This window comes from Olleya sp. HaHaR_3_96, from assembly GCF_019278545.1.
Classification (GTDB): Bacteria; Bacteroidota; Bacteroidia; order Flavobacteriales; family Flavobacteriaceae; genus Olleya.
This window is the reverse complement of sequence record NZ_CP058987.1, coordinates 1436164-1451150: the sequence shown is the minus strand read 5'-3', so window position 1 is coordinate 1451150 and position 14987 is coordinate 1436164. Positions and strand designations below refer to the sequence as shown.

Sequence of the window (14987 nt, the reverse complement as noted above, 5' to 3'; positions counted from 1 at the left end):
TTAAATTAAAAGAAGCGCTTTTATATAAATTACTGTAAAAACTAATCCAAATCCACTCTAATACCTAAAGAAATATTATTTTGATCAAATGCTTGATTTTTAAATAATGGTGCTATATCGTATTTAGCATATAAACTTAAATCTCCAACTCCAATATACCCACTAAGACCATACGTGAATGTATTGGTATTAAAGTTTCTTTTAATTTTTTCCTTTACACGATCTCCGTTTTCTTTATAAGTTAATTTTTGTACTGCATTACCATTTACACCAACATAACCTCCCAATCCTACTTTAAACTTATTATGATTAAAATAACGCACACGACCATCTTCATAATCCTTTTTACTCCATGGGCCAAATTCAAGATGCATAGGAATAACTAAGCTAGTGGTTCTAAACTTGGCACGTTTTAAATCGCCATCAAAAGACTGCAATGTTGTTTGGTTACCGTCTTGAACAAAATACATCCCATTTTTTATATCTAATTTATTCCATTGAACAGAAAGCCCATATTTAAAACGTAAAAAGTTAGACTCTTTTAATACTCGAGTCTTCCATAGCCATCCTAGTTCCACAAATCCAGAACCACCTAATTTATAAGGTGTATCACTTAAACTAACACCATCAATTAGTGTATTATTAAAACCCATTGCAAAAAGCATTTGGTTACCTGTACGGATGTCTTTTTTGGGAGGAGTACGATTAGCTCTGATACCTAAAAGTTCTTTATTCGCAGCTCCTATTTTAACGGAAAACACATTTTTATCTCCTTTATTTTCAAATGCATTATTTCTATTGAAATATTCAACTCTATTTACTGCAATAGCTATTCTATTTTCGATATTTAATGCTCTTTTTTCTGCAGCTTCTTTTTTTAATTGTTCTGCTTCTTCAAAAGTAATTTCATCTTCCTCTAATTGATCATTGATTGTTTCAATTTCTAATTTTAAGGCGTCACGCTCTTCGGTAGTAATTGTTTCTTTTATGGATTCTATTCTTGGTATTGAATCCTTTTCTTGTGCTTTAAGCTGACTTACTGCCAACAATAAAAACAAGTACACTAAATGTTTTGTAATGTTCTGCATAACTGTTCGTTTTTTTTTTTAATGATTAATTGATTTAATTATCGCGTTCTACTACTGTTGTTCTTAAAGTCTCATAGCCTGATTTTACAGCATGAAACAATCTGTTTTTTAGAGACTTTTCTGATGTCATCTCTATCTCCTCTAGTAACGAGTTCACGTCTATTTTCTCGGATTTATACCCTGTATTTGTTCTCTTAACTTTGGCATAAGCTTTATCTAAAAGCAAATTTGCCTCATTAGTTAAAATTTTATTATTAACTATTACTGTATCTACTGACTGAGATTGTGCAATAGCACTATTATTAACATTACTAGAAGCGGTATTTAAAGCATTACCATCATCTTCTAAGGCGATAGGTTTTAAATTCCCTGAAGCTAAATTAATTCTAGTTGCTATTTTTGTAGGTGTCGTAATAACAACGTTGTTCTTTTTTACTTGATACTGCTCTTGCTCCTCATTTATTACATCACTTTTAGCGTCCTCTTTATTTACAATTACATCTGGTTGTACTGGTTGTGTTTTTCTTGGTATATGTATTTCATTTTTCACGTCTTCAACAAGGCCATTAACAGTGTTTGATTGATTTCTAAAAACAAAAACCGTCAAACAAACGCCTACAACTGTTGCAGCAATACTCAGCCACCAAAATGAGACTTTTCGTTTATCTTGACGTTGATCTAATAGCGTGTCTAATTGACTCCAAGTTGTTTTACTTGGTGCAATTGTACGACGCTCCAAAGTGTCTTTTAATTGCTTTTCAAATTTATTTGGTGGCATATTCCTTGGTATTAAGTATCTTAATATTATTTTGTAATAGTTTTCGTGCTTTAAATAATTGAGATTTTGATGTCCCTTCACTTATATTTAAAAGCTTAGCGATCTCCGCATGCTTATAACCTTCTATGGCATACATTACAAAAACCATTTTGTAACCTTCTGGTAAATTATCTATCAACTCTTGCAATTGTGAGGCATCGTATTGCTGAGAGCTTTCGTCTTGAATTTCGATATGTTGATAATCGTCCTCTACAAATTGAATTGTTTTTTTCTGACGTAAAAATGAAATAGACTCCCTAACCATGATACGCCTAATCCAACCTTCAAAACTACCTTCCCCCTTAAAAGATTTTAAATTAGTAAAAACTTTAAAAAATCCATTAAGCATGACCTCTTCAGCATGTTGTAAATCTTTCACATAATAACGACAGACACTTAACATTTTAGGCGCATGCATTTCAAACAATACGTGTTGGGCTTCACGATTATTTTTAGCTGCTTTTTTTATAAGCTTGATTTCGTTATTAAATAAGGTTACGACTTTCACAAAAAGTGTTATTTAGTTAGCGCTTCTATTTATAAAGACGCAAAAGTTATACAAAAGGTTGCCTCAATAAAAAATAAAGAAAGAAAATAGAGCTAATAATACTTTTAACAATCTGATTAGAACACTTTGTAGCACCAGCAAATAAGGGGAATGTACGGCTTACCTTAGTCTAAATGAATTTATTAAAAAAATTAACTAAACTATACGTAAATAAAAGTATCAACTGTACTAAAACGGGGCAAACACTTCGAATAAAGTATTAATCTCACCACACAAAACGAACCTAATTATTAAATATTAGAAATTAAAACAACAGTAATAACATGAGTAACAACAAAATCAGTAGGCCTTTAAAACTAATATAATATGGTCCTTGTATTAATTAAATGAATAACTAACTCAAGACCCCTATAAGTCTATTCTATTTAATACTTGACAATTTCAAACTCACTTCGTCTATTCAATTGATGTTCGTCTTCCGTACAATCTAGCATTGGACATGGTACTATGGGTAACAATTCTCCAAAACCTTCAAACAGTAAGCGTCGTGCATTTATATAACTCTCTAATGCTAAATAATTACGGGTAGATTCCGCACGTCTCTCTGACAAAATCTGATTATATCTTACAGTTCCACGACTATCTGTATGGGCACTTATTTTCAAATGAATATTTGGATAACGTTCTAATTTAGAAGCTAATTCATCTAAAACCAATTTTGAATCAGAAGTGATACTCCACATACCAAAGTCAAAATATATTGGTTCTAACTGAAAGAATAATTTACCATCTTTTTCAACAATTGGTGGCCCTTCTAGATCGGTTAGCATTTCAAAACGCTTAGGGTCTTCACTTTTAAGTTTTTTATCAATTTTCTTTTCTATAATAACAGCTTCAATAGGATCTATTGGCTGTACAACCACAGGAACTACAACGATAGGTTCTGGTGGTGGTATTTGTTTTAAATACAGGACATGCTTTAGATCTTCTTGTTCTTTTGTAATCACTAGAATACTTCCTGAGTAATATCCTTCACTATCTGCTTGAAATTGATACTTACCAACTAACAAATTACTATTAAAAACAGCTGAATCTCCTAAAGTGTTTGAATAAATTTGATTTTCTTTTTTATCTAACAACACAACATTAGCATTAGGTATATATGCTTTAGTTTCAAAATCCCTAACTTCAAAAGTGTTGATATACTCTCTAGTAAAAATTTCTCCAACTTGCTTAAACTGAAAAATATTATCATCTAATTTATTACGATTAGAGGCAAAAAAACCTTCACTTTCATTGTAATAGTTAAGATTGAAGTCATCATATTGCGAATTAATAGGCGCTCCTAAATTAACGGGCACTGTAAATTCACCATCACTATTTTCAGAAACAAAATTATCTAGAAATCCTAAACCAACATGTCCATTTGATGCAAAAAACAAATTCCCTTTTTGAGAAATAAATGGAAAATGTTCTCTATTCTGAGTATTAATAACATTACCCAAATTTATCGGGTCACTAGTTGTGTCATCAACGTTTAAAGTAACATAGTACAAATCAAAGCTACCAAAACCACCTTCAATATCGGAAGAAAAATAAAGACGTTTACCGTCTGGACTTAAAGCAGGATGTTGAAATGAAAAACCGTTTATATTAAATGGCAACTTCTCTAATTTTTGCCACTTACCATCCACTTTTATCGTTTTATAAATATGGATATTGTTGTTATTATCTTCGCTAAATTCTTTTTTACCATCTGCAGTATTACTTCTTGACACATATAAAGTATTACCATCGTTACTAAAGCAAAAATTACCTTCGTGTAATTTAGAATTTATAGATTTTGTTATTGCATTAGCTAATCCTAACGTATCATTTTTATAATTTACTTTAGTGGCGTAAATATCTAAAAATGGCTTATGAGTCCATTTATAAGTTTTTGATAACAGTTGCTTAGTCGATCTATCTGAAACAAAATAAACACTATCTCTTAATCGTACTGCTCCAAAATCTGAAGCTTCAGAGTTAAACTGTGTCTTCTCAACCGTATAATCAGGTGTCTTTAATTTAAAGGCCTCGATAGTATCTATTAACTCTACTTTATCAATACTTACAGACTCATTTTCTTTATATAATCTTAAATAATCTAATGCTGTTTCATAATCTCCTAAAGCAGATAAGACTTGATATAATTTAAAATTAAACTGATTATCGTAACTTTTATCTTTCTCTCCAAACTGCCCTTTTACAAGTTGTTTTAAATAAATAGACGCTTTTTTATACTGAAAGGTATTGTAGTATGAAGTAGCTACATTCTGTAATGCATTTTTATGACGTTCTTTACCTAATTCTGCTTCGTAATATTTTGCCGCATTTAAATAATCTCCTTTTTCAAAAAACCGATCAGCTCTTGTTTTTTGAGCTAAACCCACTTGAAAAACCAATAGAGCTATAATAACACTTAATCTTTTTATCATTTTAGTAAAATCTTGGAGATGAATACTTTTTACTTAATCCTAGTAAATCAAATCTGTACAACAAAAGAAACTCATGACTTCCACTATTAAAATCATTAAGTTTACTTGTATTGAAATCATAGGCATATCCTATTTTTAAATTGGAAGAAATATTAAACCCTGCTAAGCCAGCAATAGCATCTTGATACCTGTAAGACACCCCAAGTTCAAATTTCTCGTCATATAACGCGTTAACAGACAAATCAAAAGTTAGTGGCGCTCCTCCCGTGTATTTCACCACAGTTGACGGCTTCAATTTTAAATTATCGGCGACATCAAAAACATAACCTCCAATTAAAAAAACATGAGGCTTGTTAGTGTACGTCGTCTCATCTTCAATATCTAAACTCGCTGGAATTAAATTTGGAGAAGAAACCCCTGCGTAATACGCATCATTAAACAAAAACACACCAGCTCCAATATTCAATACCGTTTTATTGTTATTACCAAAGGCAGCATCCCCAGCAACGTTACTTCCGATTGCACTAATATTAATATGCTCAAATCCTGCTTTTAAACCAAAAGAAAGGTTTAATCCATCATTAAGACTAACCTTATAAGCCGCATCAATATTAAATAGGTTTTCACTTAAATTAACATTATCACCAATGTTATCGTTTAAATAATTCACACTTAATTCTATCCTATCGTTTAAAGGTATGTTTGCAAAAGCATTAACTGTTCTTGGTGCGCCATCAATCCCCACCCATTGGGTTCTATATAAACTACCAACCTGAATAATACCAGGTTCGTTTAGCATATAAGCTGGATTAACAATACTCATATTATACATATATTGTGTATACTGAGGCTCTTGCTGTGCGTATGCAGACCAACTACATAGAATCAATAGTATTAGTAATTTTTGTCTCATTCTAAAATTATCTGCTTAAATAAAAGTTACCTTGAAAAGGATCTGTCATACCATCTTTTGGATCAAAAACATAAAAATACACACCTGAAGGTAGTGTTTTTCCAATACCGACATTTGATTCTCCATCAAACAAAGGGGTGTTTTGATTTCCTTTATAAACAATTGTACCGTACCTATTAAAAATATCAATTTCGAAATTAGGAAAGGTCAGTGGTAGACTACACAAATCAAATTGATCATTTTGACCGTCTCCGTTTGCAGATACACCATCACTGATACAATCCTCACACTCTGGATTCCCGTAAGGCAATAACGAGACTGTCATAGCTACTCGAAAAGATTCGCAACCATTAACATCCGTTGCTGTAACAAAATAATCAGCGCCATCCACCAATATTGTATCCGCATCTAATGGAACCATATCTGTTGCATTATCATACCAATTAAAATCTTGTCCGTTATTGGCTACTAAATTACTTATAGACGCTCCATCTGTTGCGCAAAATGTTTGATTTTCAATAATAGGTGCTTCCACTTCAATTACCGAAATAGAAATAATTATACTTGATAAGTCACATGGAGGGTTACCTTGTATTTGATATCTAAAATCATATATGCCTTCACTTAATTGAGATACATCAAGAACACTCCCTGTAAGGGCTCCTGTCGCACCAATATCGATAAAACTCCCACTACTATCCGCTGTAGCATCTAAATAATCAAATAAATCAATTTGTAATTCAGTTTGACATACAGCATACAATCCGCCTTCTCCCAGTATTGGGCTTTGAAATAAAGTGACTGTAACCATAGACTCACTTCCTGGGCATAATACAACATTGCCTGTATTTGTATTATCTGGTAAACTATAAGTATACACACCTCCTTCAGATAGTAATGGATCAAAAATCGCTTCGTGACCAGTCGTTGCATACCCATTAGGCCCAGTCCAAGTCCCTATTGTACTTGGGCTACCTCCTAAACTATCAAACAAATCAAACATCACATCGGTATCACAGACCTCAACAACTCCATCTTCACCAGGATTATAGGCTTCAAAAATAGTAAACGATAAATTTGCTCTATCCAAACACCCCTCCGCTGTAAGCGTAGAATACACATAATTAAAGGTTTGACTACCCTCAATATCTGGCAAAGTAATAGGGTTTATTACTACTGTCCCTGTATTATCTAACCACTGCCCTTCAGTACCCTGATAAATAGGATCGTCAACACCATTAGTTGTTAATAACGTAAATAAATCTAATGGGGAAGCTATGGTAGCATCTGTTTCACAAAATTCTAAATCAATAGTATCTTCCCCAGCATATAAGGTTGGATGAATAACAAGTGTCACTTCTGCACTACGATTTGCGCATGGACTACCTAGACATGTCGCATCCGAAGAAACGTTATAGCTAAACACATAAGTTCCTACATCGTCATTAGTAATTCCTTCAATATCTATAAGCCCTTCTGTTGTTAAAACCTGGTGGTCATATAAAATTATTTCTCCATTTTCTTGAATATTTAAATCTGAAGGGCCTGAAATCAATGTCCAATTTGTATAAATAGAATTAGGGTATTCATACACTATTCCATTTTCTGTTGTAAAAAGTAATTCATCATATAAACTTATAGAATATGGACGAAAATCGTCAGTACAGATTTCCAAAGGAGGGTCTTCCTGTTCGAAAAACCGTATTGTTTCGAAAAATGAAAAAGATATACTTGTTGTCTTATCAGAACAATTAGTTAACGAAGATCGTGCTTCAACCGTATAACTAAAAGTAAAAGTTTCGCAAGAGAACATAGGGTTTGATGCCTTTAAAAAATCATAAATTTCTCTTATATTGATGATGGCATCTAAAGGATTGGAAATTTGACCACTTGGATCATTATTTGCAGACCAAAGTCCTTCAACATCTTCTCCACTCAAATACTGATCATCCGTTAAATTAATATCATTATCCCAAAGTCCCGCTAATATATCATCTTCACAAATAGAATAGTTAGTTGCACTACCCGAAAAAACATCTCTAATAACTTCTACTTTAATATTTGAAACGGAAGCTGGACTACATGGCGAAATACCTGGCACTGTATAAGTAAACTCAAAAACATCAAATTCTATCAAATTACCAAAAGGCACGTAGGGTATAGTAGCATTAAAACTACTTGGTGTTGGTCCAAATCCTAAAAAATTTGAAGGATCTCCTAAATTACCTACAAATTCCCAAATACCATTTTTATGAGGGGAAGGTTGTGATTCAAAGACCTGAAATAAATCAAAAGTTGATAATATACTCTCACAAATTGTGATATTAGCGTCATTAACTCCTTGCGGAGGTAAAGGATTACCTTCAAAAGGCCCTAAAACTAAATTAACAGTAACTATAATACCATCTGGACAGGCAGAATTAGTATCAATTAATTGAAACTGATAATCTGTTATTGCTACCGAAGAATCATCTAAATCCCATAAAAACAAATCACCAGTAGCTTCATCTAAGGCAAAGTTGAAATCAGGATCAAACCAAGTCCCTGTAGCAACTGAAATAGTCCCTCCAGTAGTACTATTGTACTGATCATACAAATTGATTATTCCATCCGGAATCCCATCATTATTATTATCAATAGTTGTCATATCACAAATAACAACAGTCTCCTGTTCGTTACATTGCGCGTTTACTTTTGAAGTATAACACATTAGAATTACTAAAACGAGGTAAGTAATATTTTTCAATACGCTTTAAATTTAAATTTGGCGCAAGTTAAATAATACAAATTATAAAATGCAATAAAACAGCTAATTAATTGATATAAAAGCTAATATACGAGGTGCTTAAGACTTACTTTTTTCTTTCGATAACGTAATTAACCATCAACTCTAGTGAGTCTTTGTATTCTGATTTAGGAAATACTTTTAATAGTAGCAAAGCTTCTTCCTGAAAGGTTTTCATTTTCGAAACAGCATAATCCAGGCCTCCATTTTGCTTTACAAAATCGATAACTTGATTAACCCTTTTTCTGTCTTTATTATGATTTTTAACCGAATTGATTAACCACTTCTTATCTTTTTTAGAGCAATTATTAAGCACATAAATTAAAGGTAATGTCATTTTTTGTTCTTTAATATCTATACCTGTGGGTTTTCCAATACTCTGGGTACCGTAATCAAACAAATCATCTTTAATTTGAAAGGCCATCCCAATAAACTCTCCAAATTTACGCATAGTCTCGACCTCAACTGAATTTGGTTTAACGGATGCCGCTCCAAGACTACAACACGCCGCTATAAGTGTCGCTGTTTTTTGTCTGATAATCTCATAATAAACGCACTCCGTAATGTCTAACTTTCTAGCTTTTTCAATTTGAAGTAATTCACCTTCACTCATCTCTCTAACAGCGATAGAGATAATTTTCAATAAATCAAAATCATTATTATCAATAGATAGTAGCAACCCTTTTGATAATAAAAAATCACCAATTAAAACTGCTATTTTATTTTTCCAAAGTGCATTTATAGAGAAAAAGCCACGTCGTTTATTACTATCATCAACCACATCGTCATGTACCAAAGTCGCTGTATGAATTAACTCAATAACAGAAGCACCACGATAGGTACGCTCACTAACCTCTCCATTTGATACCATTTTAGCCACTAGAAAAACAAACATCGGTCGCATTTGTTTCCCTTTTCTATTAACAATATAGTAAGTTATTCTATTAAGTAAAGCAACTTTAGATGACATAGCTAGTCGAAACTTTTTTTCAAAAAGTTCCATTTCAAAAGCAATTGGTTGTTTTATCTGTTCTGTTATTTTCAAAAGAAAGGTCTAATTATTAATGATTTCAAAAATACGAATAAACTAATAGACCTTAATATTAATAATTCGCATTTTTAATCTAATAAAAATAGAACAATTATTTTTTCATTACCTTTAATACCCTAATTATCTAAACTTTAACTCATGAAAAAAATTACATTACTGTTATTATTTTATTTAACAATGACAACTTTTAGTCATGCACAATTTCCTGAAAGCTTTAATGGCACAACCATACCTGCAACCTGGGCCACGTTTATTGGAACTAATGGAGAAGGCACATTATACAATTGGGAAAATGTCGAAGGATACATGGGGGTTACTTATGAAGCCGTACCAACCCTATCTGAAGATTGGTTAGTAACACCATCCATTGCTATTACAACCTCTAATTCATTATTACAATTTGACCAAACGGATGCATTCCTACCCGATTATGGCTCTGAATACACCATAAGAGTCTCTACTGGGGCATCACAAACAACACATGCAGATTTCACTATTGTAGATACGCAAACCGAAACGTCTGTAACCGCCGGAGCCGAGGGTACGTTTTCTTCATACACAGTAGATTTATCTGCTTACGAAGGAACTACAATTTACATTGCTTTTGTGTTAACACAAAATGATGGTGATTATTGGTTTATAGACAATGTTAATTTAGTAGACAAATATGCTAGCGCTCCAAATGCGGTTATCACACCCACTCCTTATGATACAGCAACAGATGTCGGAATTGATCCAACTGATACAAATTCAGATAATACCCCAGACAATGCTGTTTCTTTTTCTTGGACTGAAGCAACAACTGGAGACTCTGCAACTACTTACAACTTTTACCTAGGAGAGTCTCCAACAACATTAAACGATTTAGGTAATATTAGTAACACGTCTGTTAATATTACAGGTATGGAATACAATACAGTATATTATTGGTCTGTAGTCGCAGAAAATATTGGAGGAGAAGCCATTGGATCTTCCGTTTGGAGTTTTACTACTGAAGCAGATCCTTCCTTATCAACAGCAACGTTTAACACCTCTACCTTTAGCGTCTTTCCAAATCCTGCTAAAAACAGTATTAATATAAAATCAAATACACTTTTTGATACAGTTGAAATATTCAACCAACTAGGTCAACGTGTTATGCAAGTTAGTACCGATGATTTAGTTGACAATTCCATTGCGATTAGCAACTTAAATAACGGTGTGTACTTCATGAAAATTTTTGCCGATGGAAAACAACAAACAACAAAATTTATAAAAGAGTAATTGGTTTACTTATCAAAAAAAAAGTGCCTTTCAAATATTTGAAAGGCACTTTTTTATATAAAATATTTTAATTTAATTTTCTTTATTAGCTAATTGTCCACAAGCGGCATCAATATCCTTACCTCTACTGCGTCTTACAGTAACAGTAATATTATTATCCTCTAATACGTTTTTATACATATCAATAGCTTCTGATCTAGCTTGTTGAAACTGACCATCATCAATCGGGTTATATTCTATAATATTAACCTTGCTTGGCGCGAACTTACAAAACTGAACTAAAGCATCTACATCTTTACGTTTATCATTTATACCTTCCCAAACAACATACTCATAAGTAATACGGTTTTTGGTTTTTTCGTACCAGTACACCAATGCTTCTCTAAGATCTGCTAACGGAAATGTTGCATTAAATGGCATAATTGATGTTCTGACTTCGTCAATTGCAGAGTGTAATGACACCGCCAATTTAAACTTAACATTATCATCTGCCATTTTTTTAATCATTTTTGGAACTCCAGACGTAGAAACTACAATACGTTTTGGCGACATTGCTAATCCTTCTGGAGACGTTATTTTCTCAATAGCCTTAAGGACGTTATTGTAATTCATTAATGGTTCTCCCATCCCCATAAATACAATATTACTTAAAGGTCTATCAAAATACAACCTACTTTCTCTATCTATAGCGACTACTTGATCATAAATTTCATCAGGATTAAGATTACGCATACGTTTTAAACGTGCTGTTGCGCAGAATTTACAGTCTAAACTACACCCTACTTGACTAGACACGCAGGCTGTGGTTCTAGTTTTTGTAGGTATTAAAACAGACTCCACTATCAAATCATCATGTAATCGTACCGCATTTTTTACAGTACCATCACTACTACGTTGCATCACATCTACTTTGATATGATTTATAACAAAGTTATCTTCTAGCATTTGACGCGTCTCTTTAGAGAGATTTGTCATATCCTCAAATGTATGAGCACCTTTGCTCCATAACCACTCGTAAACTTGATTCCCTCTAAAGGCTTTATCTCCTTCTTTTTCAAAGAATTCTCTAAGTTGCTCTTTAGTTAATGCGCGTATGTCTTTTTTCTTAATGTCCATTGGATTGCAAAAATAGTGATTTTGAATGATGAATGACGACTGATCATTTACTTTACTTAAATTTATAACCAACGTTAAGCTAACGCATTAGCGATGGAGACATTTGTTGAAGCTCTTGCTTTTGCCATTTAAGCAAATGCAAAGCGACTGTCGAGAGCGCGACCCCTGGGTAATGCCATAAAAAAACCTCTTTTACTGATTACAGCGAAAAGAGGTTTTAATTATCTATAGTAGAAGAATTAGATGATTAACATCGCGTCTCCATAACTGTAAAATTTGTACTTTTCTTTTACTGCTTCATCGTATGCTTTTTTCATAAAATCATGACCAGCAAATGCAGATACCATCATCATTAATGTTGATTTTGGTGTATGAAAATTAGTAATCATAGCGTTAGCAATACTAAAATCGTATGGAGGAAAAATAAATTTATTTGTCCATCCTTCTATTTCGTTTAATGTTCCGCTTGAAGACACTGAACTTTCTATAGCACGCATTGCTGTTGTACCCACTGCACAAATACGACGCTTCTCTTTTTTAGCATTATTGATAATCTCTACTGCTGCTGCTTCAATTTTAAGCTCTTCACTATCCATTTTATGCTTAGATAGATCTTCAACCTCTACTGGATTAAATGTTCCTAATCCAACATGCAATGTTACTTCTGCAAAATCGACACCTTTAATTTCTAAACGTTTTAATAAATGCTTAGAAAAGTGCATCCCTGCTGTTGGTGCTGCTACAGCCCCTTCTTCTTTTGCATAAATTGTCTGGTAACGCTCTTCATCTTCAGGCTCTACGTCTCTTTTAATATATTTTGGTAAAGGTGTTTCTCCTAATAATTGTAATTTTTTTCTAAACTCTTCGTAAGACCCGTCATATAAGAAACGTAAAGTACGTCCTCTAGACGTTGTATTATCGATAACTTCTGCTACTAATGTTTCGTCGTCGCCGAAGTATAATTTGTTACCAATACGTATTTTACGAGCTGGATCTACTAAAACATCCCAAAGACGTTGTTCTTTATTTAATTCTCTTAATAAAAACACTTCGATTCTAGCGCCTGTTTTTTCTTTGTTACCAAATAAACGCGCTGGAAATACTTTGGTGTTATTAAGAATCATCACATCCTTCTCATCAAAATATTCGATTATGTCTTTGAACATTCTATGCTCAATAGTTTGTTCTTTTCGATTTAATACCATCAAACGAGACTCGTCTCTGTTTTCAGCAGGATATTCTGCTAATAATTCATCTGGTAAGTCAAAATGGAAGTGTGATAATTTCATTTATTAAATAGTTGTTAAGTTAACAAGATTGCAAATATACAATCTGGAGATAGGCCTTGTCAAGTAAATGAGCAATTATTATTTATTAAACGCTAAAAATGAAGCCTAAAGCAGCTAAATCATCCCAAAATGTTGGGTAAGATTTTGAAACCACTTTATAATCTTCGATAATTATAGGTGTTTTTAATGCTAAAGGCGCAAATGCCATAGCCATCCGGTGGTCATTATAAGTTGCAACAGCAATGTTTTGTCGTCTATTGGTCGCTTTTTTTAATGTTAAACTATTGTCTGTTATGGCAACCTCTCCTCCTATTTTTTCAATTTCAGTCTTTAACGCTACTAAACGGTCTGTTTCTTTAATTTTTAAAGTATGTAGCCCTGTTAAATGACACTCTAAACCTAAACCGAATGCTGTTACCGAAATAGTTTGTGCAATATCTGGCGCATTTTTTAGATCGAAATTAATTTGAGCATCCAAAGTAACCTCTACTTCCTTTTGAAGCGTAACACTGTTATCTTTAAATGTTGTTGTCACCCCAAAAGACTTATAAATTGTCGCTAGAGCGGAATCGCCTTGCAGGCTATTTTGCTTGTATGAAGACAAGGTAATACTTGTTCCAATAGTTGACATTGCTGCAATGCTATAAAAATAAGATGCTGAAGACCAATCACTCTCTACAGTTAATTGCTTCTTTTTTACTTCAGACTGCTTTTTAGGCTGGACTGTAATTAATTGACCTTCAAATTGAGTTTCAATACCAATTTCTTCCAAAAGACTTAATGTCATTTTAATATACGGTACAGATGTAATTTCGCCATCTAAGGTAAGCTCTAATCCGTTTTCTAAAGTTGATGCTATTAATAATAATGCCGAGATATACTGACTACTAACATTAGCTTTTAAAGTCACTTTATTTTTAGTTAGCTTTTTACCTTTAATCAGTAATGGCGGAAAGCCTTCATTTTCTTTATATGTTATCTCCGCTCCCAATTGGTTCAAAGCATCCACTAAAATAGCGATTGGACGCTCCTTCATCCGTTTAGATCCCGTTAACTCGATATCTCGCCCATCCTGCGTCGAAAAATAAGCTGTTAAAAAACGCATTGCTGTTCCTGCATGATGTATATCTATGACAGTATCTTTAGACGATAATGCCTTAGACATTAATACAGAATCGTCACTATTTGATACATTACCAATCTTAATCTCTGGATATAAAGCTTGTAATAACAAAAGTCGATTAGATTCGCTTTTTGATCCTGTGATTTGGATTGACGACGTTTTATGTATTGTTGATTTATTTAAATGTAGATTCATATTCTAATGGATTCCTTGCTCTGATGTAACTAAATTTATTTCAATTTTTGATTGTTGTGATGTCTGTCGTGATCTCGTTTTGTTTTTATATCTAACTTTTTATCAAACGCTTCTTGCAAGTCTATACCCGTTTGATTTGCTAAACATAATACTACAAACATAACATCAGCAAGTTCTTCTCCTAAATCTTTATTTTTATCAGATTCTTTTTCACTTTGTTCTCCATAACGCCTAGCTATAATACGTGCAACCTCTCCAACTTCCTCTGTAAGTTGCGCCATATTGGTCAGCTCGTTAAAATAACGTACGCCATGAGCATTAATCCAGTTATCTACTTCTAATTGTGCGTTTTTGATGTCCAT

The 14987-nt window shown here is 33.0% G+C and carries 12 protein-coding genes; 1 reads left to right on the top strand and 11 read right to left on the bottom strand.

The window, feature by feature from the left end; genetic code table 11:
- Positions 1-41: 41 nt before the first annotated feature.
- The 7 genes from H0I26_RS06245 to H0I26_RS06215 all read right to left on the bottom strand — a co-directional run bounded on the left by H0I26_RS06245 (position 42) and on the right by H0I26_RS06215 (position 9633).
- Positions 42-1088, bottom strand: coding sequence for a hypothetical protein (locus H0I26_RS06245; protein ID WP_218701484.1), 1047 nt, complete (start codon positions 1086-1088; stop codon positions 42-44).
- A 34-nt stretch (positions 1089-1122) separates the two neighbouring features.
- On the bottom strand, positions 1123-1866 hold the full coding sequence (locus H0I26_RS06240) for a hypothetical protein (protein WP_218701483.1): 744 nt from the start codon (positions 1864-1866) through the stop codon (positions 1123-1125).
- Positions 1853-2413, bottom strand: coding sequence for an RNA polymerase sigma factor (locus H0I26_RS06235; RefSeq protein WP_218701482.1), 561 nt, complete (start codon positions 2411-2413; stop codon positions 1853-1855). The genes H0I26_RS06240 and H0I26_RS06235 overlap by 14 nt, the downstream gene beginning before the upstream one ends.
- A gap of 425 nt (positions 2414-2838) precedes the next feature.
- Positions 2839-4890, bottom strand: a complete 2052-nt coding sequence (locus H0I26_RS06230; RefSeq protein ID WP_218701481.1) for an OmpA family protein — start codon at positions 4888-4890, stop codon at positions 2839-2841.
- A 1-nt stretch (position 4891) separates the two neighbouring features.
- Entirely contained in the window at positions 4892-5803 is a 912-nt protein-coding gene (locus H0I26_RS06225) for a type IX secretion system membrane protein PorP/SprF (RefSeq protein WP_101016954.1), read from the bottom strand.
- Between the two features lie 7 nt (positions 5804-5810).
- Positions 5811-8549, bottom strand: a complete 2739-nt coding sequence (locus tag H0I26_RS06220; RefSeq protein WP_218701480.1) for a gliding motility-associated C-terminal domain-containing protein — start codon at positions 8547-8549, stop codon at positions 5811-5813.
- A 106-nt stretch (positions 8550-8655) separates the two neighbouring features.
- Positions 8656-9633, bottom strand: a complete 978-nt coding sequence (locus tag H0I26_RS06215) for a polyprenyl synthetase family protein (RefSeq protein ID WP_218701479.1) — start codon at positions 9631-9633, stop codon at positions 8656-8658.
- Positions 9634-9777: 144 nt separating this feature from the next.
- On the opposite strand from H0I26_RS06215, the gene H0I26_RS06210 reads away from it, so the two are divergent.
- Positions 9778-10902, top strand: a complete 1125-nt coding sequence (locus H0I26_RS06210) for a T9SS-dependent choice-of-anchor J family protein (protein ID WP_218701478.1) — start codon at positions 9778-9780, stop codon at positions 10900-10902.
- Between the two features lie 72 nt (positions 10903-10974).
- Here the strand turns inward: H0I26_RS06210 and rlmN are convergent, their stop codons facing one another.
- From rlmN to H0I26_RS06190, 4 genes are all read right to left on the bottom strand, one after another.
- Complete coding sequence (rlmN, locus tag H0I26_RS06205) at positions 10975-12018, bottom strand: 23S rRNA (adenine(2503)-C(2))-methyltransferase RlmN (RefSeq protein ID WP_218701477.1); 1044 nt, start codon at positions 12016-12018, stop codon at positions 10975-10977.
- 239 nt (positions 12019-12257) lie between these two features.
- On the bottom strand, positions 12258-13307 hold the full coding sequence (gene queA, locus H0I26_RS06200; RefSeq protein WP_101016944.1) for a tRNA preQ1(34) S-adenosylmethionine ribosyltransferase-isomerase QueA: 1050 nt from the start codon (positions 13305-13307) through the stop codon (positions 12258-12260).
- A gap of 85 nt (positions 13308-13392) precedes the next feature.
- Positions 13393-14625 carry a 3-phosphoshikimate 1-carboxyvinyltransferase gene (locus tag H0I26_RS06195; protein WP_218701476.1) on the bottom strand — a complete coding sequence of 411 codons (1233 nt, stop codon included), beginning with the start codon at positions 14623-14625 and terminating at the stop codon, positions 13393-13395.
- A 35-nt stretch (positions 14626-14660) separates the two neighbouring features.
- Complete coding sequence (locus tag H0I26_RS06190) at positions 14661-14987, bottom strand: nucleotide pyrophosphohydrolase (RefSeq protein ID WP_136582398.1); 327 nt, start codon at positions 14985-14987, stop codon at positions 14661-14663.

Bases quoted from the DNA above. Each gene is read 5' to 3' on its own strand.
- H0I26_RS06230 (WP_218701481.1), bottom strand. From the start codon at position 4,890: ATGATAAAAAGATTAAGTGTTATTATAGCTCTATTGGTTTTTCAAGTG.
- rlmN (WP_218701477.1), bottom strand. From the start codon at position 12,018: ATGGACATTAAGAAAAAAGACATACGCGCATTAACTAAAGAGCAACTT.
- H0I26_RS06225 (WP_101016954.1), bottom strand. From the start codon at position 5,803: ATGAGACAAAAATTACTAATACTATTGATTCTATGTAGTTGGTCTGCA.
- H0I26_RS06195 (WP_218701476.1), bottom strand. From the start codon at position 14,625: ATGAATCTACATTTAAATAAATCAACAATACATAAAACGTCGTCAATC.
- H0I26_RS06240 (WP_218701483.1), bottom strand. From the start codon at position 1,866: ATGCCACCAAATAAATTTGAAAAGCAATTAAAAGACACTTTGGAGCGT.
- H0I26_RS06190 (WP_136582398.1), bottom strand. From the start codon at position 14,987: ATGGACATCAAAAACGCACAATTAGAAGTAGATAACTGGATTAATGCT.
- H0I26_RS06210 (WP_218701478.1), top strand. From the start codon at position 9,778: ATGAAAAAAATTACATTACTGTTATTATTTTATTTAACAATGACAACT.
- H0I26_RS06245 (WP_218701484.1), bottom strand. From the start codon at position 1,088: ATGCAGAACATTACAAAACATTTAGTGTACTTGTTTTTATTGTTGGCA.
- queA (WP_101016944.1), bottom strand. From the start codon at position 13,307: ATGAAATTATCACACTTCCATTTTGACTTACCAGATGAATTATTAGCA.